Consider the following 23112-nt stretch of genomic DNA (forward strand, 5'->3'; position numbering starts at 1 on the left):
TTGTTTTACCGGATGAATTCAGCAATTAATGAATGAAAATGATGTGTGCCCTGTTCTCTCTTTGGCGCGTACCTGCCATGTGTGTAGAAACGGGAACGAATTCCCTTTTGTACATTCTCTACTACTTCTTCATCTTCATGTTCTACTTCATCAAGCCCGCTGCCTGCACCGCTTCCGAGTTTGCTTTCATCAAAAACATAAGTAAGAAAAGAAACTTTTGTTTCACTTACACCAAGTGGTTGTACAATATTCAGTGACAAACCCCATGGATAAAAATTGAACATCATATTTGGAAAGACCCAGAAATAATATGCTGCTACTTCCTTGCCATAGTCTACAGACTCTTCTGGAAGATCAAAACATACATCACCTTTTTTTCCAATGCCCAATTGCAGATTGCAATAGCGAAATACTTCTGTTGTGTATTCACCAAAATCGAGAACGGCATTTAAACCAGCATGCACAAATGGAATATGAAAGCCTTCCAGGTAATTCTCGCAATATAAAGCCCAGTTTGCTTTTACATGATAGTCTTTGGAAAGATCAGAACGGTATTCCAATTTATCCATCGGCAACCAGCCAACACGATCGATCATTTCTTTAAAATAATTTTCTGCAGGTATTATATTATTTAAACTGGTGAATAATAATCTACCCCATTGAAATAAGGGCATTGGATGAAGGTTGTCAGCCGCTGTTGGAAAATTTTCTACTTCTTTAAACTCAGGCATAGAAATAAATTTTCCATCCAGTGAAAATAAGCGTCCGTGATATTTGCAACGCAATTGATTAAGCTTACAGGGCTCATACACGACAAGGTTGCCACGGTGTGTACACACGTTGCTCATACAACGCAATGCGCCATCTTTATCTTTTGTAAGCAACAAAGGTTCATTTAAATAATGCTCCAGTAAAGTGAATGGATATGCTGATGCATTTTCTTTTACAAGATCAGTGTCACCAATGAATTGCCAGGATGGTGCAAATATTTTTTCTTTTGATTCATTAAAGTAATGCTGGCTTGTGTAATAATCTGTGTCTATTGTTTTTGCTTTTGCTATGTTGGGGTCAATAAAAAATGCTGACATACACAGGATCGTTTGACTAAAGATAGCGGATTTGTTTTATGAACCCGGCGGTAGAATTATTATTTGGCTTTGATTGCGTCGCACTCTTGTACTTAAGGAAGTAAAGCAACAAATGAAAAGATAAAGGTCAAAAGTGAAAGCTTAATAAAATTTGACATTTCATTTTTGACTGATGAAATTTTTCAGAACGCAGAAGTGAGTGACACAACAGGCGATGCCATAAAATACAAAAGCCGGTAACATAAATATCACCGGCTTCAAATAAATAAAATGACTGAATTAACTGAATAGGTATTCGATGTCTTCTCTTGTAAGGCTCTTTACAAATCCCGTATCATCTGTAATAAGATCTGCTGCTAGTAAACGTTTCTTTTCCTGCAGCGAAAGTATCTTGTCTTCAACTGTGTCTTTGCAGATCATGCGGTATGCAAAAATATTTTTCGTTTGCCCAATGCGATGTGTACGATCAATAGCCTGTTGCTCTACGGCAGGGTTCCACCATGGATCAACGATGTACACATAATCAGCTGCAGTTAAATTCAAACCCACGCCGCCGGCTTTTAATGAGATCAGGAACACGCGGCATTCAGGATCGTTTTGAAAGCGGTCAATGGCACGTTGCCTTTCCGGTGCTGAGGTGCTGCCATCAAAATATTCATAAGCCACCCCAAGTTCATTGAGCTTTTCTTTGATGAGCGCCAGCATGCCAAGGAATTGAGAGAATACCAGTGCTTTGTGATCGCTGATATTTTCTGTGATCTCTCTGCCTATTTCTTCCAGCTTTACAGAAACATTCGGAAATTTTTCTTCATCTTTCATGATAGCAGGGCTATCACAAATCTGCCGCAACTTCATTAAGCCCTGCAAAATAGTAAGCTGAGATTTTTGTACTCCCTGTTCTTCCACCACACCAAGGATCTTATCACGATAATCATTTCGGTATGCATCATAAATATCACGTTGCTCTTTACCCATTTCGCAGAAGAGTATCATTTCAGTTTTTTCAGGAAGATCTTTTGCTACCTGCTCTTTTGTTCTGCGCAAAATGAATGGATACAAGAGTTTGCGCAGATGTTCTTTCTGTTCTTTCTCTCCAAACTTATCAATCGGCACAGAGAATTCATGCTTGAAAAATTCCATACTGCCCAGCATGCCCGGGTTAAGAAAATTCATCTGCGCATAAATATCGAATGTATTATTCTGTAGTGGCGTACCACTTAAACACAATTTGTTTTTTGCATTTAATAAGGTTGCTGCTTTTGCAACTTTGCTTGACGGATTTTTGATGGCCTGGCTTTCATCAAGTATTACATAATCAAGCGGCACATCAACAAACTGCCTGATGTCGCTACGCAATGTGCCATAAGTGGTAATGATAACATCAATTGTAGGATCAAGTAATGTGTCATGTGTTCTTGCACCGCCATGATGTATATAATAAGTAAGATTGGGGGTAAATTTTTTTATTTCATTCTCCCAGTTATACATCAATGTAGTTGGACAAACAACTAATGCTTTCAGTTTTCCATTCTTTTGCCTCAGGTGATGCAGGAAAGATAATGCCTGTATGGTTTTACCCAAACCCATATCATCCGCAAGAATGCCACCCCAATGCACTTCGCTTAAATAATTAAGCCACTGAAAACCAGAAGACTGGTAAGGGCGTAATACAGGTTTTAAATGTGCAGGAGGCTCTATCGCTTCAATAGAATGATTGTAACGAAGCTTGTCATATTTCTCTTCCAGCTTTACAAACAACTCTTCTTCATCACGTTCATTGTATAATTCTTCAATGATGCTGAAGTGATATTTACTCAGCTTCATGTTGCCTACCTTGCCTTCTCCCACGCGGAACAACAATGAATATTTGCGTATCCATTCTTCAGGCAAAATACCCAATGTGCCATCTTCCAATTGCACGTATTGTTGTTTATTGGCAAGCGCTTTCTTTACATCTGCAACCGTTACTTTCTGTTCGCCAAAATGAATATCAATTTTTGCATCGAACCAGTCAGTGTTGCTGCTGATGTAAATTTTAGTAGATGGCCTTGCTGTATTGAAGCGAAAATTCTTTAATGCTTCATAACCGTATACCGGTATGTTCATTTCTTTTACAGCATCAGAAAAAAGAAAGAACCAGTTATTTTTTAAAACATCGGTACCCCTTAAGGCAAGCGTATTTCCTTCTTCGGGGCGTATAAAAGAAGAATGAAGATTTTCAATCTTATCTATGAATTCAGATTCTGCGATAGTATTGCGGTGGATCACCAGCAACTTGTCAACCAGCGGAAGAATAATTTTTTCTTTATCGGCTGGTTTTACATCGTAGCCGCGATAATTAAATACAGGTTGAAACAACAAATAATCACCACGTTCTCTCAACAATATTTTTACTTCAGGTTTTTCGTCTCTTATTTCTTCGCGTTGTACATTGGTGAATTGTACATTGTATTCTTTTGAAAGGGGTAACAGGAATTCAACAAGCTGTTTGTTCCAGTCTTCTTTTGTAATAACGAGCTTACCTGATGGTAAAAATTTTTCTACCAATACCGCGTCTTCCTGCTTTTGCCACATATACAGGTTGTCATGAAACTTATAAACAAAAGAAGAAGACAATTCATTGCTGGCAACAGAGTAAGGCCCTTCCGGTAATTTAACCATGCAGCTTACTTCATATGCATCATTTACCAACTTAACAGAAAACTCCGGCGATAAAAAAGTACCGGAACATTTTCCTTTTTCGAGATTAGCAGTTTGAAAACTTTTGCGTGGTGGCAAAAAGAAAACAAAATTGCTTTCTGCAAGATCGCTAAATATTTTTTTGTATTTCGGTTGCAGGTATTCTGCAATTAAATGTCTTGTTTCTTCAGGCAATTCATCATCATGCTGCTGAATAATATTTTCCCATATTCCACTGAATGGTGAATTGCGGTTCAGATAGCGGCTTACTTCACCGGGAAGTAGTTTACGCAATTGCTGTACTAACGTCTTATCATTCTCTTCTAAAATATCAGTATTGATGAATTTTGTAAGATCAAGCCTCTCTACCTTGCCAGCAAAAGAAATTCCTTCTTCATCGGTCTCACCTTGTATCGCATCAATTTGTATATAAGGATACTGGTGCGCATTGTAGCTGAAAACCACACCCAGCCTTAGTTTGGATTTGTTTATGCTTTCTTCTTCTTCTGCAACTGCGGTTATCGTTTCTTCAACAACTGGTCTTGGCCTTAATGGTTGAGCGGGTAACACAACTCTTTTTATAGAAGTGTCCAGTACACGCAAAAAAGGTTTACCTTCTTTATAAGTAAATTCAAATTTACCTTTTATGTCATCATCCATTGAGTAACCATATAAGGCAAGCAGTTTATTTTTTTCTTTATCAAGATTACGAATGGTATCAAAATAATTGGGACCGAATGCATTTAGTAATTGCAGTAACACGATCGTCTTGTGTGTACAAAGCGGATGAGATGAATCTGCATGACAGGTGCAACTGGTATCAAAATTCCTTTCCTCATTTTTTTGAATCACAACTTTATACTCACTGCCAAAAAATTCAAGGTCTGCAACCACACGTTCGTTTGCGGCTTCGGTAATATTTGCTTTATTGCTGCGCAAATAATCTTCGGCTTCTGTATAAGATTCAGGAGCAGTAAGCAGCCTGATGAGTTTCAGCTCAAGCTGCTTCATTTTTACTACGGTATGACGCTGATTATATTCTGGTTCTTTTTCGCCGAATAAATTTTTGTCAAGCATCTCCTGCATTTGAAACAAAGCAGCAGCTTCATGCCGGCATATTTCACCTAAGTTATAGGGGCAGCCGCAACGTATAGACAATGTCTTTGCATCCTTGAACTTATTAATATAAACTTTATAATAAGTAGAGTAGGCATCATCTTTTACACGAAAGGTTACAGAACTTAAAAGGTCATCGTGCTCAATCAGTTCTACGCTGCCTGTTGCGTGTATTTTCTTTCCACGGCGTATAACTTCATCTGTGCCGTTATTGTATATGTACTTAACTAAATGCGGTAGAGCCATCTATGAGTTTATAGTTTACAGTTTGAGGCTGTTTTATGTGCATCCAACAACAACAAACGTTCAGAAAAGGGCAATTTGCAAAAGTAAAGGAATTATTGGCAGAAGTAGAAATGAAATAAATCTTTTGGGCATGAAATGTTTGTTAAGAATCATTTTTGGCCACGGTTTCTGTTCTTTCATTTAGCTTTGGTTGTGTCACTCACTTGTACGTTCGGAACAATTTTGAGCAACGTCGGTAGTCGTAATCGCAAGTAAAGAAAGATCAAACTTGCGATTCCCGATTGACGACTACCGGTCCTCGGTACAAGAGTGCGACGCAACCAAAGCCTCATGCACATTCGACTGCTGGGTTCATAAAACTTTTCATAAAACCAAAATAAAATGACACTGCGATTTCTGCCGGCTTTATCAATTATGCTGCTTGTTGCTTCATGTACATCAAAGCCGGAAAAAGCTTACGATACATGGGGCGTGTATGGCGGCAATAAAGAGAACAATCACTACTCATCATTGACACAGATCGACACAAATAATGTTACGCAATTGCAGGTAGCGTGGGAATATCACACGCATGATTCTGATAAAGGAACACAGATTCAGGTAAACCCCATTATGGTTGATGGTGTGTTGTATGGAGTTTCGCCAAAGCTGAAACTCTTTGCATTAGATGCAGGAACAGGTGCACAGAAATGGATTTTCGATCCATCCGCAGATTCTGTACAACTAAAAGCTTTTGGCAATTATTATTTTATGATGAATGTTTGTCGCGGCGTTGCCTACTACACAGATGGAAAAGACGATAAAAGAATCTTCTATGGAGCAGGACCAAGATTATTTTGCATAGATGCAAACACAGGTAAACCTGTAATAACATTTGGAAATAACGGAACAATTGATCTGCACAACGATCTTGGCTTTGATGCATCACAACTTTATGTTGCAGCAACAACGCCCGGAATGATCTATAAAGACATGATTATTATTGGTGATCGCGTAAATGAAGAAATGCCTGCAGCACCGGGACATATAAGAGCATATGATGTGCACACGGGAAAACTGCGCTGGATATTTCATACGATACCACAACCCGGGGAACCCGGTTTTGAAACATGGGATGATTCAACAGCCTACAAACATGTTGGTGGCGCCAATTGCTGGTCTGGCTTCAGTTTGGATGAAGAGCGCGGAATTTTATATGCACCACTCGGTTCTTCTGTTTATGATTTTTATGGCGGTAAAAGAACAGGACAAAATCTTTATGCGAATTCATTACTTGCGTTAGATGCAAACACCGGCAAACGAATCTGGCATTTTCAAACAGTGCATCATGATATCTGGGATCGTGACCTTCCTATGGCGCCTGCACTTGTAACCATTACAAAAGATGGAAAGAAAATTGACGCAGCAATTCAACCAACAAAAAGTGCATTTGTTTTTATGTTTGATCGTGTAACAGGACAACCAATTTATCCAATTGAAGAAAAGCAAGTGCCAACAGCAACAGAACTGGTTGGCGAAAAGCCAAACCCTACACAACCATTTCCCTCATTGCCTTTGCCTTTTGCGAGGCAATCATTAACAGAAAAAGACCTCAACAATCTTGTTCCCGATTCTTCTTATAAAGATATCAAGCAAAAACTCGCTTCATATAAAACTGGATTTATTTTCAATCCACCATCAAAAGAAGGAACGGTAATTTTTCCCGGTTACGATGGCGGCGGCGAATGGGGCGGTCCGGCTGTTGATCCCGAAACAGGTATTCTTTACATTAATGCAAGCGAAATGCCATGGGTGCTTACCATGGTTGACCTGAAAGATAAACCTGTTGTTGCTGAAACAAATTTGCAGGCTGGTAAAAGATTGTACACCACAACCTGTATGGCTTGTCACGGTCCCGAAAGACAAGGCGGTGGCAACAATCCCACGCTTATCGGTGCAGGTAAAAAATATACTGAAGAACAATTTATGCAACTTGTTTCTTCAGGCAGAAGAATGATGCCTGCGTTCAATCAACTTGCAGAGAGTGAGAAAAAAGCGCTGGCTTCTTTTGTGCTCGATCTCAAATCAAAACAAACAGAAAAATTTGTTGTTCCTGTTCGCCCTGATGATGAATGGAACAAAATGCCATACAGCGCTACCGGCTACAATAAATTCTTAACCAAAGAAGGTTATCCCGCAGTTCTGCCACCATGGGGTACATTGAATGCCATTAACCTCAGCACCGGCGAACTTATTTGGAAAGACACACTTGGAGATGTTCCCGAATTCAAAGCAAAAGGCATTCATACAGGAACAGAAAATTATGGCGGACCTGCTGTTACAGCCGGCGGGCTTGTATTTATTGCTGCTACCAGCGATTCAAAAATGCGTGCCTTTAACAAACGCACCGGCAAACTGTTGTGGGAGGTTGATCTGCCCGCCAGTGGTTATGCCACACCTGCAGTGTACCAGGTAAATGGCAAACAATTTCTTGTAATTGCCTGTGGTGGCGGTAAACTGGGCAAGCATTCCGGCGATAGTTATGTGGCATTTGCATTGCCGGATGCAAAATAGTTTTTGGTACCCGGCTTTTGTTTTTTATGGCATCTGCTGTTGCGTCGCACACTTGTACTGTTTGAAAATAACCTATCTTAAATGTTTCTAATTGCCTAAAAAGTAAGTGTATGAAAGAAAAATTCTCCCGCCGTTCTTTTTTAAAAGTAGGTGGCATGGCAGCTGTGGGAACAGCTGTATTGCCGGGTACCGGTTTTGCTGCACCAGCCGCAATAAGCCCTGCTATTGCATTGCAGTTATATACTGTAAGAAACGAACTGGCTAAAGATATACCCGGAACGCTTAAACGTTTAGCCAGCCTTGGCATACAAAACGTTGAAACCGCTTTTTGGACTGAAAATGTAACGGTAAAAGAGGCGGCAGAATATATAAAAGATGCCGGGTTAAAAGTATGCTCAAGCCATATAGAAATTCCGGTTGATGAAAAAAGCAAAACCGCCATGCTGGAAACTGCAGCAGCATATAATTGTAAACGTATGATCTGGCATGGCTGGCCCGAAGATAAGCGCTACAGTAGCTTAGAAGGCACCAAAGAGCTCATTGGCATATACAACGAGGCCGGCAAATTTGCCAAAGCCAATGGTTTGGAATTTGGTCTGCATAACCATTGGTGGGAATACCGCAATAAAGTAGGCGGCCGTTTTGTGTACGAATGGTTATTGGAAGGAGTTGACAGCAACATATTCTTCGAGATAGATACTTACTGGGTAAAAGTAGCGGGCCACGACCCTGCAAAAATTATTACACAGTTTGGCAACAGGGCAAAGTACCTTCATATGAAAGATGGCCCCGCAAAATATACAGCTTCACTTTCCGCAGATAAGCCGGAACCGATGGTAGCACTTGGCAAGGGCACGCAAAATATTCCGGCGATAGCTGCTGCCGCAAAGCCCAACATAGAATGGATGGTTATTGAAATGGATGTGGTTGCAACAGATGTTTTTGAAGCCATTAAAAAAAGCCAGGATTATCTTATAAAAAATAAGTTTGCTGTAGCCGGCAAATAAAATCACTGTTACACAGTCTTTACCGATTGATTTACTGTCTTGCTCATTTTAGTTGCGGACGTACAAGTGAGTGACACAACGAAGTTGCCCAAAGTGCAAAAGCTGATAACCAGAAAATTACGCGGAAACCCAAAAGGCTATTAACTGGCAGAGTGCGCCAATAAGTAACCCGCTGTAAACTTCGAAATTATCATGTTCGCTCAGTAAAAGGCGGGCGGTGCAAACAATGCCGGTGATAAGTGTAACGATGGCTACATCTATACCGAGGAAAGTCTGGTAATAAAAATTGGTGATGAGTACGAAAACAAGTAGTCCGCCAACACCCATACCATGCATGCTTATTTTAAAAAAACTGTTTAGCACTAAACCAAGAATTGTGGCAAAAAATATGGAGAGAAAAAAGAACCTGAGTACAATGGGCTGGTCTGTGAAATTGCGACTGAGGTACCACATCCACCAGTAAAAGATCATAGTGATCATGTAAGGCGCAATACGTTCTTTTTGCGTTCTGAGCATTATATTATCTATAAACTTCAAACGCCATAGAAGGAAAACTGAGAATGCCGGGAAGAAAGCTGTCATCCAGAATACAGTGATCTTTCTTGCAAACAAAGCCATTGGTGTAATGCCCCCAAACTGGTATGGGAAACGAATGAGCAACCAAAAGAAAACATAGGTTGGTATAAACAGCGGATGAAAAATATAAGAAAAAATCTTTGCTGTAACTGTAAAAACACTAATACTTTTATTGGCTGATACTTCCTGCATAAATCTTGGTTGCCGTTTTTTTAAGACTTATAATTCCTTTCTCAATCTTGCTACCGGTATATTTAATTGCTCGCGGTATTTAGCTACCGTGCGGCGTGCAATATTATAACCTTTTTCCTGCAGCAGTTCGGTAAGGCGCTCATCGCTAAACGGTTTCTTTTTGTCTTCGCCTTCTATAAGGTCGCTGAGAATTTTTTTCACTTCTCTTGTGCTTACTTCTTCACCACTGTCTGTACTAAGTGATTCACTAAAGAAGAATTTAAGACGGTATGTACCAAACTCTGTTTGCACAAATTTGCTGTTGGCCACACGGCTAACTGTGGAAATATCCAGGCCTGTAATTTCTGCAATGTCTTTTAAGATCATTGGTTTCAGGCTGGTCTGGTCGCCGGTAAGAAAGAATTCTTCCTGGTAGTTCATAATGGCACTCATGGTGCTAAGCAAAGTGTGTTGCCGCTGTTTGATCATGTCTATAAACCAGCGGGCAGAATCTATTTTTTGCTTTATGAAAAGCACGGCTTCTTTCTGGCGTTTGTCTTTCTTGCTTCCTTTGTCGTATTCCTTCAGCATGTCGCGGTACCCTTCACTGATGCGCAGGTCAGGCGCGTTGCGGGAATTAAGGGTAAGCTCCAGTTTGCCGTTATTGTTAAGTATAAAAAAGTCAGGCACAATATAGCTTTCTGCTTTGTTAAGCTCACCCATATTGCCACCGGGCTTTGGGTTCAAACGTATAATAGCACCAATAACATTTTTGAGATCCTCGTCGCTAAGGTTTAAGCCACGCTGTATTTTTTCGTAGTGTTTTTTGGTAAACTCATCAAAGTATTTGTCGAGTACCTGTATAGCTAAATAAACATCTTTTCCTTCGGCGAGCTGACGGTTTAGCTGGAGTAATAAACATTCTCTAAGGTCTCTTGCACAAATGCCAGGTGGATCGAAATGCTGTATCTTTTTAATAATCTCTTCTATTTCTTCCTCCGTTGCATCTACCCCCTGGCGAAAAGCAAGATCATCAACAATGGAGGAAAGTTCTCTGCGCAGGTAGCCATCATCATCAATACTGCCAACCACTTGTTCTGCTATCTTGTAATTTTTTTCGTCAAGTGAAAGCATACCCAACTGGTCGAGCAAAGATTCGTGAAAGGAGGTTTCAACTCTGTGCGGCAGGGTTTTCTGCTCATCCATTTCGGGATAATTGTCGTCCCTTGTCCTGTAATCGGCTATATCGTCATCACCGTCAGAAACATATTCACTTATGTCTATGTTTTCGTATTCGTCCTGGCTGCCATCTAACTCTTCTTTATCACCGTCTTCAGAAAAATTTTCTGCTTCACCGGTCAGGTCGCTGTCAAAATCTTCATCATGGTCCTCTTCGCCTTGTTCGAGAGCGGGGTTTTCTTCCAGTTCTTCTTTTATACGTTCTTCAAGATGGGCAGTAGGAACCTGCAGCAGCTTCATTAACTGAATCTGCTGGGGGGATAATTTCTGTAATAACTTTTGTTGTAACGATTGACTTAATGCCATAGGTTAAATCTCTCCGAATCAATACCTAAATGGTGCCGCTTTTCAATAATATAATATAACTGTGCCTTTAACAACCTTTCTTTACTGAACGCCGTAAATTTACATACAAATACATTTAACATAAACGTGAAACTAATTTGTTTGTTTCTTACTTGTTTTTTATACAGTAGTATAGCTGCAAATGCTCAGCGGCGCAATGATACTGCATTTCGTGTAATCAAAATGTCAAAAGACAGTATAAAAATCGTTCCAATGCGTTTGCTGGCACAGGATTATTATGCTTCCAACCTTGGTTTTTTCTGCAAAAAGGAAATCCAGGTGCAGAAAATCGTAAAGTTTCCCGTTAAATTCAGGGTTGGATCCGTTCCGTATTGCGATGCCATGGAAGGAAAGACAACCAACTATTCTTTTCCTGCGCCACACTAAATGGGTATATAATTACACACGTATGATATTGTTTATAAGCCGGCATTATTACGGCTATTAAGCTTCGTTGCGTCGCACTCTTGTACTGAAACAAGAAAGGCAACAGAGCAAAGAATAGACAAAGAGTTTCTATGAGTCTGTCATTATTTATTGTTCATTGCTCAAAATTGTTTCAGACGTACAAGTGAGTGACACAACCTCAGCTGCCTGAAATTCCAAAGCCGGCATCAAAAATCTTTGCTTTTTTATCTAACCGCTTCCGATTAATTTGTGAAAAAATAAGCCGATGGCTACGCTAATAAAATGTCCTAATTGTGGTTTTGAATTTCCGTTGGAAGATGCATTGAACGATGAATTGAAGGAATCTATTGAAAAGGAAAAACAACAATTGCGCCAGCAAATGCTTGATTATAAGAAAACAAAGGAGGAAGAACTGCGCAGAAAAGAAGAAGATTTTGCACGGCAGAAACAATTCCAGGAAGATAGCTTTCAAAAAAGACTTGATGATGAATTGAAGAAAAAGAATCAGTACATGGAAGAATCCATCCGCAAATCTTTGTCTGCAGATTATGAGAATCAATTCCGAATGCTAAAAGATTCTGCTGCAGAGAATGAGGAAAAATTAAAAGAGGCCCGCAAAAAAGAACTGGAATTTTTGCAAAGAGAAAAGGCATTAAAAGAGAAGGAATCTGAAATGGAATTGCAGTTGCAAAGACAGTTGATGGCAGAAAGAGGGAAGATGAAAGAACAATTGCAAAAAGAAGAGCAGGAAAGAATGAGCCTGAAAGAGCAGGAATATAATTTGCGCATGCGGGAAATGGAAAAGCAGATCGAAGACCAGAAAAAACTGGTTGATGAGATGAAACGCAAAGCGGAGCAGGGCAGCATGCAGCTGCAGGGAGAGGCGCAGGAATTATTACTGGAGGAAATATTGCAGTCAACTTTTCCGTTTGACAAGGTACAAGAAGTGGGTAAGGGTGTCAGGGGTGCCGATTGTGTGCAAATCGTTCGTAACCAATTTGGCAGTGAGGCAGGAAAGATCATTTATGAAAGCAAACGTACTAAAGATTTTGGCGGCGACTGGATAGAAAAATTAAAGCATGATATGCGCACTTTAGGTGCGGATGTAGCCGTTATTGTGACGCAGGCTTTTCCAAAAGATATGGACAGGTTTGGCGAAAAGAATGGGGTATATATATGCTCCTTTTCAGAAGTAAGAAGTGTAGCTTTATTGTTAAGAAATGCTATTTTAAAAATTGCCGATACGAAGAAGAGCCAGGAAAACAGGGGCGATAAAATGGTAATGCTGTACGATTATCTTATAGGCAATGAATTTGGAGAGCAATGGAAAGCTATTCGGGAAGGTTTCATGAGCATGAAACTAAGCATACAAAAAGAGCGGGATGCCATGGAGAAATTATGGAAAGCCCGTGAAAAACAACTGGAAAAAGTATTACTAAATGCAGCTCATATAAAAGGTTCAATTGAGGGTATTGCAGGCGCAGATGCTGTTAACCTTAATTTACTCGAAGATAATGAGCCAGATCTTTTAGATTGATCTATGTCTGATACAGTACATCTTTCAACCCCGGCTAAAATTCAAGACCTTCCGGTTTATTCAGGCAAGGCCTTGCAGGGCTTTAGCCATAACAATGAAATAAATGCTTCAATTGGCGGGGCTGCTGAAATATTTATTTTTATAGGCATAGTTATTTTTCTGCTGTTGTTGCAACTTTCAAGGATTTTAAAACCATCTTCCCGTATTCAGCCAAAAGGAGAAATACCTGCAGGCGAAACCGGCTTAAAGGATATATATGTTTATAACGGTCAGCAACTCGACATAAGCGATGAAGACATAAAGAAGATACTTACGAAACGATTTCCTTATTACATTTCGCTTTCTCCGGAAATGAAAGAATCTTTTGAAAAAAGAGTGAAGAGGTTTATAACGCTGAAAACATTTGTAATTCCCGGTACAGAAGCATATAAAGATGTGCCTGTGTTATTAGCTGCTGCTGCTGTGCAGCTAACCTTTGGTCTAAGGGAATTTGAGCTTCCCTGGTTTCAATACATTCGAATACACGCGGAAGAATATTTTGCAGACGATCCGAATGCATTACGTGTATTGGCAGGTCATGTGGAAAGCAATATTATTACCGTGGCATGGAACCATTTTCTTAAGGGTATAGAAGATGATCATGATGGTGTGAATGTTGGATTACACGAGATGGCGCATGCATTATACTACCAACAGGTGATAGTAAACAAAAGTAAGAAGAATGAATTCATCAAAGAACTTTCAGAAGTAATGGAAGAAAGTGAAGATATTTATGCACTTAAACATAAGCACAAAATACTTTATTCTGATAATGCTTATAAAAATTTGCAGGAATTCTGGGCAGAAAGCATAGAGTTATTTTTTGAAAGACCGGAAGCAATGAAAATATGCTATCCCGAGCTTTTTGAAAACCTGAAAGAATTATTAAACCAGGATCCGCTAAATAAAACCAACCCGGTTTTAACCATATAACCCGCGAAGTTGTAATTTCCCTTCATGTTCGAAACAGCAAAAGAAATTGGTAGCATACGTCCATCGAGGAAGAAGCCTATCTTTCATGTAAACAACAGGCTACGCAGCTATTTGAAAAAATATGGCCGCGAAGTAAAACTACCTGCCGCTTATAAAGATCTTTTACGCTTCACTTATTCATTACCACTGAAAGATAAGAGCGGTAAACCTTCATTATGGGAAACGGTTACTTATGATATGCGCGAATGGGAATACCTGCGTGATAGTCTTGTGCAGATATACGCCATTCTTAAAACGGAAGGCGATCTTAGTTTTACCAGTCACCTCGATGTGGCACGCATAGATTTCTGCAGCTTTGGCAACAGTCAGCCATTTCGCATACGCATTGTAAATAAGTTCAATGACAACCACGATCATTATTATATAAAACAGGCAGATGCAAGCCGTGTATACGGGCTGGAGCTTGAACATCTTTTATCTCCCAACCGAATTACATTTCTTACACATCATGATACATTGGTAGAAGAACATATCCCCGGTATCCCCGGCGACGTGTTTGCAGAACAGCAGCTGCATGATGGTAAAACAAATATCATTCGCTTTGCCAAAGAGTTTGTAAAGTTTAATGAACGCTGTTTTGTGCGGTTGCTGGGCGATATGCGCAGCTATAATTTCGTAATAAACGTTACACCAGATATTGATGAAGATTTTCAGTATCGCATACGTGCCATAGATTTTGATCAGCAGTGTTATGAAGGCCGTAAAAATTTATACCTGCCACAATTTTTTAAAGAGAATAAACCTTTTGTAGATGTTGTGCTAAAGCATCTGGACCTCGAGTCTATTGCACAGTACCAGGCCGAAGAGCGTACCATGATGACGTTCCGCCTGGTTTCATCCAGGTATCGCGTTATGGAGTTGCTCGACATTATGAACAGTGCAGATATTTCAAGCTACGAAAAAATACACCAGTTACGCGTAGAGCTTGCCGATCATTTTCATGAGCTTTCTTTTTTGCGCTGCAAAACAATGGGGCAGCTGGTAAAAACACAATTAAAACAAACACTGCGCAAAAGTCTTGTGCATATACCTAAAACAAAAAGCAAGTTTGATGATTAATAAAAAGCAATTTTTGAGCCCGGCCGTTGTATAATAATTAAGCATTGTTGCGTCGCACTCTTGTACAGAAGAAATAGTTTCAGCTGTTTACATGTTTATACGTTCACATGTTGGATAAGAACAAACAACATGTAAACTTTTCAATAATGTTTCTGCAGTACAAATGAGTGACACAACCGGCGATGCCAAATGTTCTGCAGCTTAATACAAAAATTTTTTTCTGAAATGAAATTACCTATAAACCTGTATTTATCTTTATTACTATGAGAGTATTATTTGTTATTGTGTTGCTCCTTGATTCCCTACTTTCTTTTGCCCAAACACAGCCCTTAAACCAGGCCACTTCAGACGCATACATCATTACACGTATGGCGGCAAAATTTCATGTGCAGCCAAGACTGGTGGATGATGATTTTTCACAAGACATGTTTACCAGCATACTCAAAAATCTGGATGAGGAACGTATTTATTTTACTTTGGAAGACATGAACAAATTAAATGCTTTTCGCAGCAGTTTGGATGAGCAGGTAAAACAAAGAAAAAATGATTTTCTGCAAACGCTACTGTCGTTATACCAAAGCCGCATGGCACAAGCCGATACTATGATCGATAATATCTGTAAGCAACCATTTAATTTTTCTACAGCCGAAAAATTTACTGTTGAAGAAGATACTTCCTACCCGGCAAATGCAACAGCCATGCACAGTAAGATGTATAAAAGTATCAAACGTGCAGTGCTGGAATCTATGGCAGAAGATGTTATCGATGCTGAAGATTCATCGCATACGTTATCTAAAAAAGAACTGGATGCACTGGAAATAAAATACAGGAAGAGAACACAGCATTTGTATAAACGTTCCATTAAAATGAAGATGGAATATCCCGGTGGCTTACCGCAGGTACTTGGTGAAGTGTATTGTAGTGCAGTGGCCACCTGTTACGACCCGCACACAGAATATTTACCACTTGCTGAAAAAGAAAATCTTGAAGCTCAACTCGGCAATAATATTTTCAGGTTTGGTTTTGGGATGGATGATGATGAGGAAAACGGAGGCGTTGTAATCAACAGCCTTAAACCTGGCAGCCCTGCATTTAAAAGCGGGTTATTAAATAAAGGAGATAAGATAATGGCACTGCAATGGGAAGGCAAAGATCGTATTGATGTATCTGATGCTTCAAGACAGGAAGTGGGTGATATATTAAGTGCCAGTAATCATGACAAGATCGTGTTTACTGTAAAAAAAGCAGATGGCGCTGTCCGGGAGCTAACCTTACAAAAAGAGGGAATAGATCCCGACGACGAGGACAACCGTGTAAAAAGTTTTTTACTAAAAGGAAGTAAAACCATTGGGTATATATCATTACCTGCCTTCTATTCAGATTGGGATAATGATGACAATAATGTTCATGGCTGTGCTAATGATGTTGCTACCGAAATAATAAAGCTACAAAAAGAAAATATTGAAGGTCTTATACTTGATCTCAGGTATAATGGCGGGGGCTCCATGCGTGAAGCAATGGAGCTCGCAGGAATATTTATAGATGCCGGCCCGGTAGAACAAATAAAAGATAAAGAAGGAAAAGTATATACATTAAAAGACGCAAACAGAGGCACTATTTACAGTGGCCCCTTATTGCTGATGGTAAACAGTTACAGTGCTTCTGCATCGGAAATGGTTGCAGGAACTTTGCAGGATTACAACAGGGCATTAATTGCCGGCACACCTACTTATGGTAAAGCAACCAGCCAGGTGATTTTACCTCTGGATACAACGGTAAGTTTATCAGGCAGCCCTTCCAATATGAAGCCAACCTCTGCTTTTCTAAAAGTTACAATAGAACAATTGTTTCGTGTAAATGGTACCACCGCGCAAAAGAAAGGCGTGGAGCCCGATATTCTAATACCCGATATTTTGGACATGAGCAGTGAACGGGAATTAAATGAACCACTGGCACTTAACGTAAATAAAATAGACCCCAATAAATTTTACAGGCCTTATCCCGAAACAGATTATGCGGAAGCAAAATCGCTGGCAACAAAAGAAATAGCGTCAGATGATTATTTCATCACACTTAAACAATATATAGAGACCAATAAATTACTGCAACAACCCAAAGACATGAATTTAAAATGGGAAGATGCCATAAGTAATTATAAAAAAGAAGATGCTACTATACCAATATTAACAAAAAGAATAAACGGGTGGAAGCCTGGTTTTACTGTAGAGAATAATCAATTTGAAAATGAAAGACTAAAAGCAGACAGTTCGCTAAAAGAACTGAATGATGAAATAAAAGAATACCTGGCATCAGACCATGCATTGGATATTGCATATAAAGTTTTACTGGTACAGATAAAATAAAATTTTCGTAAGAATTTAATGGAAATGAAACCGAAAATATATTTCTTTTGAGTTTTATAAAAATCCTTAAAAACTAAAGTGTATGAAAATTTTTTTTCTTCTCTTCCTTGTTTCCTTTCTAACCTTTTCTTCTTATGCGCAGAATCTTGACAGTCCTGTTGATTATTTAAGTGCTATTGAAAATGCACAACAGGAAATGAACCAAAACTATATGTCTTACATTAGTGCCGTAGCGCACAGCGGCAATGCAAAGAAAGTGGAGAAGATGCGTGAGAAAACATTAGAAAGTGTACTCAATTGTAAATATAAAATAAGTGACCTGCCACTTTATAAAGGAGATAATTCCCTGCGCCAAAGCAGCATGAGTTACGTAGATCTTTGTTATAAAGTTTTTAATGACGATTATGCACACATTGTAAATATGGAAGAAATAGCAGAGCAGTCTTTCGATGAAATGGAAGCATATATACTGATGCAGGAAAAAACAAACCAAAAACTAAAAGAAGCAAATGTAACTATCGACTCTGCTATAAAAACTTTTGCTAATAAATACAATGTGAAACTAATAGATGCAAAAGATGAACTGAGCGAAAAGATGGAAAAGAGTGGTAAGGTAAATCACTACACACACCAGTTATACCTGCTCTTTTTTAAGTGTAACTGGCAGGATGAGCAACTGGTAAATGCAGTGGAATCAAAAAATCTCAATAATATTGAACAGGCACGTAATGCATTGCTTGCTTATGCAAATGAAGGCCTTGCTGCCCTGGATAGCCTGCAGGCTTTTGAAGGAGACCGAAACCTTTCCACTGCATGTAAATTTGCATTGAATGATTACAAAAGCATTGCAGAAAAAGATGCTCCAAAACTTACAGACTTTTTGTTGAAGGAAGCCAATTTCGATAAGATCAAAAAGGCATTCGAAGCAAAGAAGGAAAAAGACCGCACCCGACAGGATGTGGATGCTTACAACAAAGGTGTAAATGATTTGAACGCTGCTGTAAACATATATAACCAAACCAACGAGAAGAGCAACAACAGCCGCAAAGAAGCAACAGAAAGATGGAATGAAGCGCAAAAAACTTTTCTCGATGCACATATGCCTTATTATAATTAATAAGTGCTTCATATTTTAAAAGCCGGGAATATAATGAGTCCGGCTTTTGTATTTCAATAATACTTCCGTTGCGTCGCACTCTTGTACGCAACAATATATGGCCACCTTTTTTAGTTTGGAAAGATGAGCATAACACCGCACCCGGAAAAGTTTTTTGTTTTCTTATACAATATCCTGGAAAATATGCAGCAACAAATCTTATCTTACCAATGCAAAACAAATTGTACCATTAAAACGGTCAATACAAGAACCCCTGTTAAAAATGCGTATTAAGCTTTGGCAAAAAATAACATTAACTATAGCATTCTTTGCTATTGCACTGGTAGGTTTTATGGTAAGACTGCCATCTGTATTCTCGCATTCGGATAAAGAAATGCACACGCTTTTTTATTTCCTTGCCGCTGCCTTTCTCAATATTTTATTTGCAAGAAGAAACCTGCTGATACATGCTATTATTTTTGGTTTGTTGTACATCTTCGGTGTTGGTATAGAATATGTACAACAATACTCCAACACCTACCTGCATAAAAAAATTCATGGCAATTTTGATCCGGAAGATGTTCATGCCAACCTGCAGGGGTTGATTTATTTCTCTGCCGTATGGCTTTGCTATGCAGCAGCAATGTTTATATGGAACAGCATAAAAAGAAAAGATGTTGCAGGTAATACAACTTCTATTAAACAGTAAGCATTATCATTTCTGCCTCCTAAGGCCAATATAGAAATAAAATGTATTATCTACATTAGGGTTACAAAAACAAAAATCGATGCAAGAAAAAACATTATCAATCCGGCCATTTATCGGCGCTAAGGATTATGAAATATCAAGAAGTTTTTACCGGGATCTGGGTTTTGAAGAAATTGTGTTGGGAGACGATATGTGTGTATTCAAAACAAAAGAGGGGCCTGCATTCTATTTGCAGAACGCTTATGTAAAAGACTGGGTAGATAATTCTATGATCTTTATGGAAGTGGAGGATGTGAGTAAGTTCTGGAACGAACTTATTGCTTTGGATCTGCCGGCGAAATATAAAAATGTAAGGGTAACGCCTATACGTACATTGTCATGGGGCAGCGAATGTTTTTTGCACGACCCATCTGGTATACTCTGGCACTTCGGACAGTTTAATAAGTAATAGTGAACCTTATTTTATTTTGCTGAACTGAATTCAACTGTATAAGTGTGCGACGCAACGAAGCTTAATAGCATTCCTTAAGCTGAGTATATAAAATAAAAAAACGTTGCAACGTGTTATTATTGCAACGTTCGAAATATATTAAGCAAATAAAATTTAATCTTCTCCTCTTTCCCTGCTCTTTAACTGATCAATAGATAAACTGATTAACTGGCCAACCTGTTTGCCATTTTTGTATGTAATCACTTTTAAATGTTCTGCATCAGCAGGCATAACAATTGGCTTGCTGTATTTTGGAAAATAATTATCAGGAATACTTTCATCAATGGAGTAATAAACATCAAGCCCTTCAATCTCTGTGCTGATGCTTACTTCAGGGCTTCCTTTAAAATCTTTCACCTTTATAATGGGATCGTATATGCTGCGTGCATAACGAATGCCTGCGGCATCCATGCGTGGGAATTGATTCTGCACGCGGTTGGCAAAATCGTTCCAGTTCTTTTTTTCTTTAGGGCTCCATAAACATTCTGCCGTAGCAAGGCTGCGTGGCCACATCATATACTGCACGGTGCGGTAGCGCTGAATTTGTTCTGTCCATAAGTTGGCTTGTCCGCCAAGAATAAGTTTTGGATCAACACCATCAGGCACGGGTTCAAACTGGTACGCTTTATTCAAACGCAAAGAAGCGTATACAGGCGCTTCCACAGAAGGCTCTCCCTGCACATAATCCATGTACACAAAATCTGTCGGTGTCATTACAACCTGGTGGCCCATCTTTGCTGCAGTGATGCCCCCTTTCATACCGCGCCAGCTCATTACGTTAGCAGAAGGTGCTAAACCACCTTCGAGAATTTCATCCCAGCCAATTAGTTTTTTGCCTTTGCTTTCAACAATTTTTTCTACACGTTTTACAAAATAGCTTTGCACTTCATTCATGTCTTTCAAATTTTCTTTTTGCATCAGTGCTTTTATCTGATCGCTCTTAGCCCAGAAATTTTTTGCTGTTTCATCGCCACCCATGTGTATATATTCAAAAGGAAAAAGCTGCGCCACTTCTGTAAATACTTTGTCTAAAAAGTCGTACACTTTTTCATTGGCCGGGCAAAGCGTGTTATCTATTAAGCCTTCATGACCGCCATTGAACCAATTCATAAAAGGCGCTCCACTGCTCACTTCATAAGGACCAGGGGTGCAGGAAAGTTCAGGATAAGAAGCAAGTGCGGCAAGGCTATGGCCGGGCACATCAACTTCAGGTAAGATTGTTACATAGCGCTCTTTGGCATATTGAATAACTTCTTTTATATCATCCTGTGTATAGAAACCACCGTAAGTTTTTGGTTCGTTTGGAAAAGGGTTTCCTGTGTTGGCCCATTTACCTTCACGGTTTACACGCCATGCACCAACTTCTGTAAGTTTTGGTAAACTTTTTATTTCAATGCGCCAGCCTTCATCATCGGTAAGGTGCCAGTGCAGCAGATTGTATTTGTATTTCACCATATCATCGATGAATTGTTTCACTTCTGCTTTGGTAAAGAAGTGACGGCTTACATCGAACATCATACCACGCCATCCAAAACGCGGCTCGTCAGTTATCTCCACACAGGGAATTGTCCAGTTTGTATTGGCAACAGTAGTTTTGCTTTCAATTGATGGCGGCAACAATTGCAGTAATGTTTGCATGCCATAAAACAGGCCGGCAGGTTTATTTGCGCTGATAGTTACTGCTTTTGATGTTACAGAAAGTTTGTAACCTTCATTGCCAATGGTATTATCTGTTGCAGATAACAATTGTAATTGTATATTACCGCCACTGTTTTTAATGGTGCCCGCATATCCTGTTGGCGCAGACAAGGCCGCAGATAATTGTTTGGCAACGTTCATGGCATCAGCGTCATTTGGCGCACTGATGCTGAAATTATTTTTTAAAATAAATGTTCCCGGTTTTTCCGTTACCGATGCAGGAACAGGAATAATATTTTTAACAGTACTGGTTTGCTGTGCATTTGCAAACACACTTACTAATACAAGAGAGCAGAGCAACATTTTTTTCATATGCAACATTTTGAAGCGAAAAGATAAGCAAGAAAGAAATACAAACTGTATTGTTTACATATTACTGCGCAATTTGAGGATTGAATGAAAGTTCAATATTTTATGAGCCAGGCATTTGAACAGGAATGTAGCTTCCGTTGCGTCGCACACTTGTACGGTCGGATTATGTGTTAACAAAAGGCGTTCTAATTTTACTCACCTTTAGGGGTTTGGCGTTTTATATTTGCAGCATGACTGGTATAGACAATGTTCAACTTGAACAGGTGATCGTTCATAAAGTGGGTAATCCTTCCCGTGGTGAGCAATTAAAGCTTTCTGTAAACCCGCTTACGCTGAATGATGAGCTGGTAAAAAGCATGCTCAACAAATATTTTCTTGGCGCCTTTAATGAAAATGAACACTATCATTTCACACACCTGAGTGATGTAGGAATGAATGAAGTATATAATTATGTTACCAGTATTTTTCAGGACAAAAAAAGCTTTACTCAACAATCCTCATTGCTTGCACATTTTCTTTATAACAAAAGTACCCATGTAAAAGTGAAAGAAGGCGAATTGTATGTTGCCTCATTTAAAGATGTTCCTTTTGGTAACGACTTCATTGATGCAGTTGGCATTTTTAAAAGCGAGACCAAAGAAACTTTCTTAAAAGTATTTGAACATGGCGAAAGCTGGGAAGTTATTGGTGAAGAAGGTATCAATATCAATAAACTGGATAAAGGGTGTTTGGTATTTAATACAAACAAAGAAGATGGTTATGTTGTTTGCGTTGTTGATGCAACCAACAAACAGCAGGACGCACAATACTGGGTAAAAGATTTTTTACAGGTTGAACCTTATGCAGATAGTTATCACAATACAAATAAGTATATGGATATGTGCAGGCTCTTCATCACCAATGATTACGCAGATAAATTTGATGTAAATAAAACAGACCAGATAGACCTGATGAACCGTTCTGCTGAATATTTTAAAACCAAAGAGCAGTTTAGTTTAAATGAGTTCACTGAAGAAGTAATTCATCATCCTGAAGTTGCAGATTCGTTTGTACAGTTCAAAAAGAATTATGAAGTGTCAAGGCAATTTGAAATGGATGATGAATTTGATATTGATCTTGCTGCTGTAAAGAAACAGGCAAAAGTTTTTAAGAGTGTGTTGAAGCTTGATAAGAATTTCCATATTTATATTCATGGCCGAAGAGATATGATCGAAAAAGGTTATGATGAATTAACGGGGAAGAAATTTTACAAACTATATTTTGAAGAAGAGAGTTAATCTTTACAGTCGTTGAAATATTAGGTAACGCACAAGAGTGCGACGCAAGTAAAGCTTAATACTTATTCTTCTGCCCGTCACAATATCTTATATTTATATTCCATCAACAGT

Annotated in this window: 16 protein-coding genes; 11 read left to right on the forward strand and 5 right to left on the reverse strand. The window is 39.1% G+C overall.

The window, feature by feature from the left end:
• Window positions 1-5: 5 nt before the first annotated feature.
• Together FRZ67_RS12965 and FRZ67_RS12970 are read right to left on the reverse strand one after the other, a co-directional pair.
• Window positions 6-1088 (reverse strand): aromatic ring-hydroxylating oxygenase subunit alpha, encoded by a 1083-nt coding sequence (locus tag FRZ67_RS12965; protein WP_147189973.1) that lies wholly within the window; start codon window positions 1086-1088, stop codon window positions 6-8.
• 279 nt (window positions 1089-1367) lie between these two features.
• Window positions 1368-5129 (reverse strand): DEAD/DEAH box helicase, encoded by a 3762-nt coding sequence (locus tag FRZ67_RS12970; RefSeq protein ID WP_147189974.1) that lies wholly within the window; start codon window positions 5127-5129, stop codon window positions 1368-1370.
• 381 nt (window positions 5130-5510) lie between these two features.
• Here FRZ67_RS12970 and FRZ67_RS12975 point away from each other — a divergent pair, with 381 nt between their 5' ends.
• Window positions 5511-7682: an outer membrane protein assembly factor BamB family protein gene (locus FRZ67_RS12975; protein ID WP_147189975.1), complete on the forward strand. Its 2172-nt coding sequence runs from the start codon at window positions 5511-5513 to the stop codon at window positions 7680-7682.
• Window positions 7683-7792: 110 nt separating this feature from the next.
• Window positions 7793-8689 (forward strand): TIM barrel protein, encoded by an 897-nt coding sequence (locus tag FRZ67_RS12980; protein WP_147193217.1) that lies wholly within the window; start codon window positions 7793-7795, stop codon window positions 8687-8689.
• 117 nt (window positions 8690-8806) lie between these two features.
• Here the strand turns inward: FRZ67_RS12980 and FRZ67_RS12985 are convergent, their stop codons facing one another.
• Window positions 8807-9457: a hypothetical protein gene (locus FRZ67_RS12985; RefSeq protein WP_147189976.1), complete on the reverse strand. Its 651-nt coding sequence runs from the start codon at window positions 9455-9457 to the stop codon at window positions 8807-8809.
• A gap of 27 nt (window positions 9458-9484) precedes the next feature.
• A complete protein-coding gene (gene rpoN, locus FRZ67_RS12990) occupies window positions 9485-10981 on the reverse strand; it encodes an RNA polymerase factor sigma-54 (RefSeq protein WP_147189977.1) in 1497 nt (498 codons plus the stop codon).
• Between the two features lie 222 nt (window positions 10982-11203).
• Here rpoN and FRZ67_RS12995 point away from each other — a divergent pair, with 222 nt between their 5' ends.
• The 8 genes from FRZ67_RS12995 (at window position 11204) to FRZ67_RS13030 (ending at window position 19672) form a co-directional block, all read left to right on the forward strand.
• Window positions 11204-11407 carry a hypothetical protein gene (locus FRZ67_RS12995; protein WP_147189978.1) on the forward strand — a complete coding sequence of 68 codons (204 nt, stop codon included), beginning with the start codon at window positions 11204-11206 and terminating at the stop codon, window positions 11405-11407.
• 286 nt (window positions 11408-11693) lie between these two features.
• On the forward strand, window positions 11694-12965 hold the full coding sequence (locus tag FRZ67_RS13000) for a DUF2130 domain-containing protein (protein ID WP_147189979.1): 1272 nt from the start codon (window positions 11694-11696) through the stop codon (window positions 12963-12965).
• A gap of 3 nt (window positions 12966-12968) precedes the next feature.
• On the forward strand, window positions 12969-13937 hold the full coding sequence (locus tag FRZ67_RS13005; RefSeq protein WP_147189980.1) for a zinc-dependent peptidase: 969 nt from the start codon (window positions 12969-12971) through the stop codon (window positions 13935-13937).
• A 24-nt stretch (window positions 13938-13961) separates the two neighbouring features.
• On the forward strand, window positions 13962-15056 hold the full coding sequence (locus tag FRZ67_RS13010) for a hypothetical protein (protein WP_147189981.1): 1095 nt from the start codon (window positions 13962-13964) through the stop codon (window positions 15054-15056).
• A 263-nt stretch (window positions 15057-15319) separates the two neighbouring features.
• Complete coding sequence (locus FRZ67_RS13015; RefSeq protein ID WP_147189982.1) at window positions 15320-17419, forward strand: S41 family peptidase; 2100 nt, start codon at window positions 15320-15322, stop codon at window positions 17417-17419.
• 82 nt (window positions 17420-17501) lie between these two features.
• A complete protein-coding gene (locus FRZ67_RS13020) occupies window positions 17502-18536 on the forward strand; it encodes a hypothetical protein (RefSeq protein ID WP_147189983.1) in 1035 nt (344 codons plus the stop codon).
• A gap of 262 nt (window positions 18537-18798) precedes the next feature.
• Window positions 18799-19224, forward strand: coding sequence for a VanZ family protein (locus tag FRZ67_RS13025; RefSeq protein WP_147189984.1), 426 nt, complete (start codon window positions 18799-18801; stop codon window positions 19222-19224).
• 79 nt (window positions 19225-19303) lie between these two features.
• Window positions 19304-19672 carry a VOC family protein gene (locus FRZ67_RS13030; RefSeq protein WP_147189985.1) on the forward strand — a complete coding sequence of 123 codons (369 nt, stop codon included), beginning with the start codon at window positions 19304-19306 and terminating at the stop codon, window positions 19670-19672.
• A 156-nt stretch (window positions 19673-19828) separates the two neighbouring features.
• On the opposite strand, the gene FRZ67_RS13035 is transcribed toward FRZ67_RS13030, so the two are convergent.
• On the reverse strand, window positions 19829-21724 hold the full coding sequence (locus FRZ67_RS13035) for a beta-N-acetylhexosaminidase (protein ID WP_147189986.1): 1896 nt from the start codon (window positions 21722-21724) through the stop codon (window positions 19829-19831).
• Window positions 21725-21954: 230 nt separating this feature from the next.
• Here FRZ67_RS13035 and FRZ67_RS13040 point away from each other — a divergent pair, with 230 nt between their 5' ends.
• Window positions 21955-23001, forward strand: coding sequence for a nucleoid-associated protein (locus FRZ67_RS13040; RefSeq protein WP_147189987.1), 1047 nt, complete (start codon window positions 21955-21957; stop codon window positions 22999-23001).
• Window positions 23002-23112: the final 111 nt, after the last annotated feature.

Origin of the sequence: Panacibacter ginsenosidivorans (assembly GCF_007971225.1) — a bacterium.
Lineage (GTDB): Bacteria > Bacteroidota > Bacteroidia > Chitinophagales > Chitinophagaceae > Panacibacter > Panacibacter ginsenosidivorans.

Coding starts and splice junctions, on each gene's coding strand:
- FRZ67_RS13030 (WP_147189985.1), top strand. CDS start 19,304: ATGCAAGAAAAAACATTATCAATCCGGCCATTTATCGGCGCTAAGGAT.
- rpoN (WP_147189977.1), bottom strand. CDS start 10,981: ATGGCATTAAGTCAATCGTTACAACAAAAGTTATTACAGAAATTATCC.
- FRZ67_RS13020 (WP_147189983.1), top strand. CDS start 17,502: ATGAAAATTTTTTTTCTTCTCTTCCTTGTTTCCTTTCTAACCTTTTCT.
- FRZ67_RS13025 (WP_147189984.1), top strand. CDS start 18,799: ATGCGTATTAAGCTTTGGCAAAAAATAACATTAACTATAGCATTCTTT.
- FRZ67_RS13000 (WP_147189979.1), top strand. CDS start 11,694: ATGGCTACGCTAATAAAATGTCCTAATTGTGGTTTTGAATTTCCGTTG.
- FRZ67_RS12985 (WP_147189976.1), bottom strand. CDS start 9,457: ATGCAGGAAGTATCAGCCAATAAAAGTATTAGTGTTTTTACAGTTACA.
- FRZ67_RS13005 (WP_147189980.1), top strand. CDS start 12,969: ATGTCTGATACAGTACATCTTTCAACCCCGGCTAAAATTCAAGACCTT.
- FRZ67_RS12975 (WP_147189975.1), top strand. CDS start 5,511: ATGACACTGCGATTTCTGCCGGCTTTATCAATTATGCTGCTTGTTGCT.
- FRZ67_RS13035 (WP_147189986.1), bottom strand. CDS start 21,724: ATGAAAAAAATGTTGCTCTGCTCTCTTGTATTAGTAAGTGTGTTTGCA.
- FRZ67_RS12980 (WP_147193217.1), top strand. CDS start 7,793: ATGAAAGAAAAATTCTCCCGCCGTTCTTTTTTAAAAGTAGGTGGCATG.
- FRZ67_RS12970 (WP_147189974.1), bottom strand. CDS start 5,129: ATGGCTCTACCGCATTTAGTTAAGTACATATACAATAACGGCACAGAT.
- FRZ67_RS12965 (WP_147189973.1), bottom strand. CDS start 1,088: ATGTCAGCATTTTTTATTGACCCCAACATAGCAAAAGCAAAAACAATA.
- FRZ67_RS13015 (WP_147189982.1), top strand. CDS start 15,320: ATGAGAGTATTATTTGTTATTGTGTTGCTCCTTGATTCCCTACTTTCT.
- FRZ67_RS13040 (WP_147189987.1), top strand. CDS start 21,955: ATGACTGGTATAGACAATGTTCAACTTGAACAGGTGATCGTTCATAAA.
- FRZ67_RS12995 (WP_147189978.1), top strand. CDS start 11,204: ATGTCAAAAGACAGTATAAAAATCGTTCCAATGCGTTTGCTGGCACAG.
- FRZ67_RS13010 (WP_147189981.1), top strand. CDS start 13,962: ATGTTCGAAACAGCAAAAGAAATTGGTAGCATACGTCCATCGAGGAAG.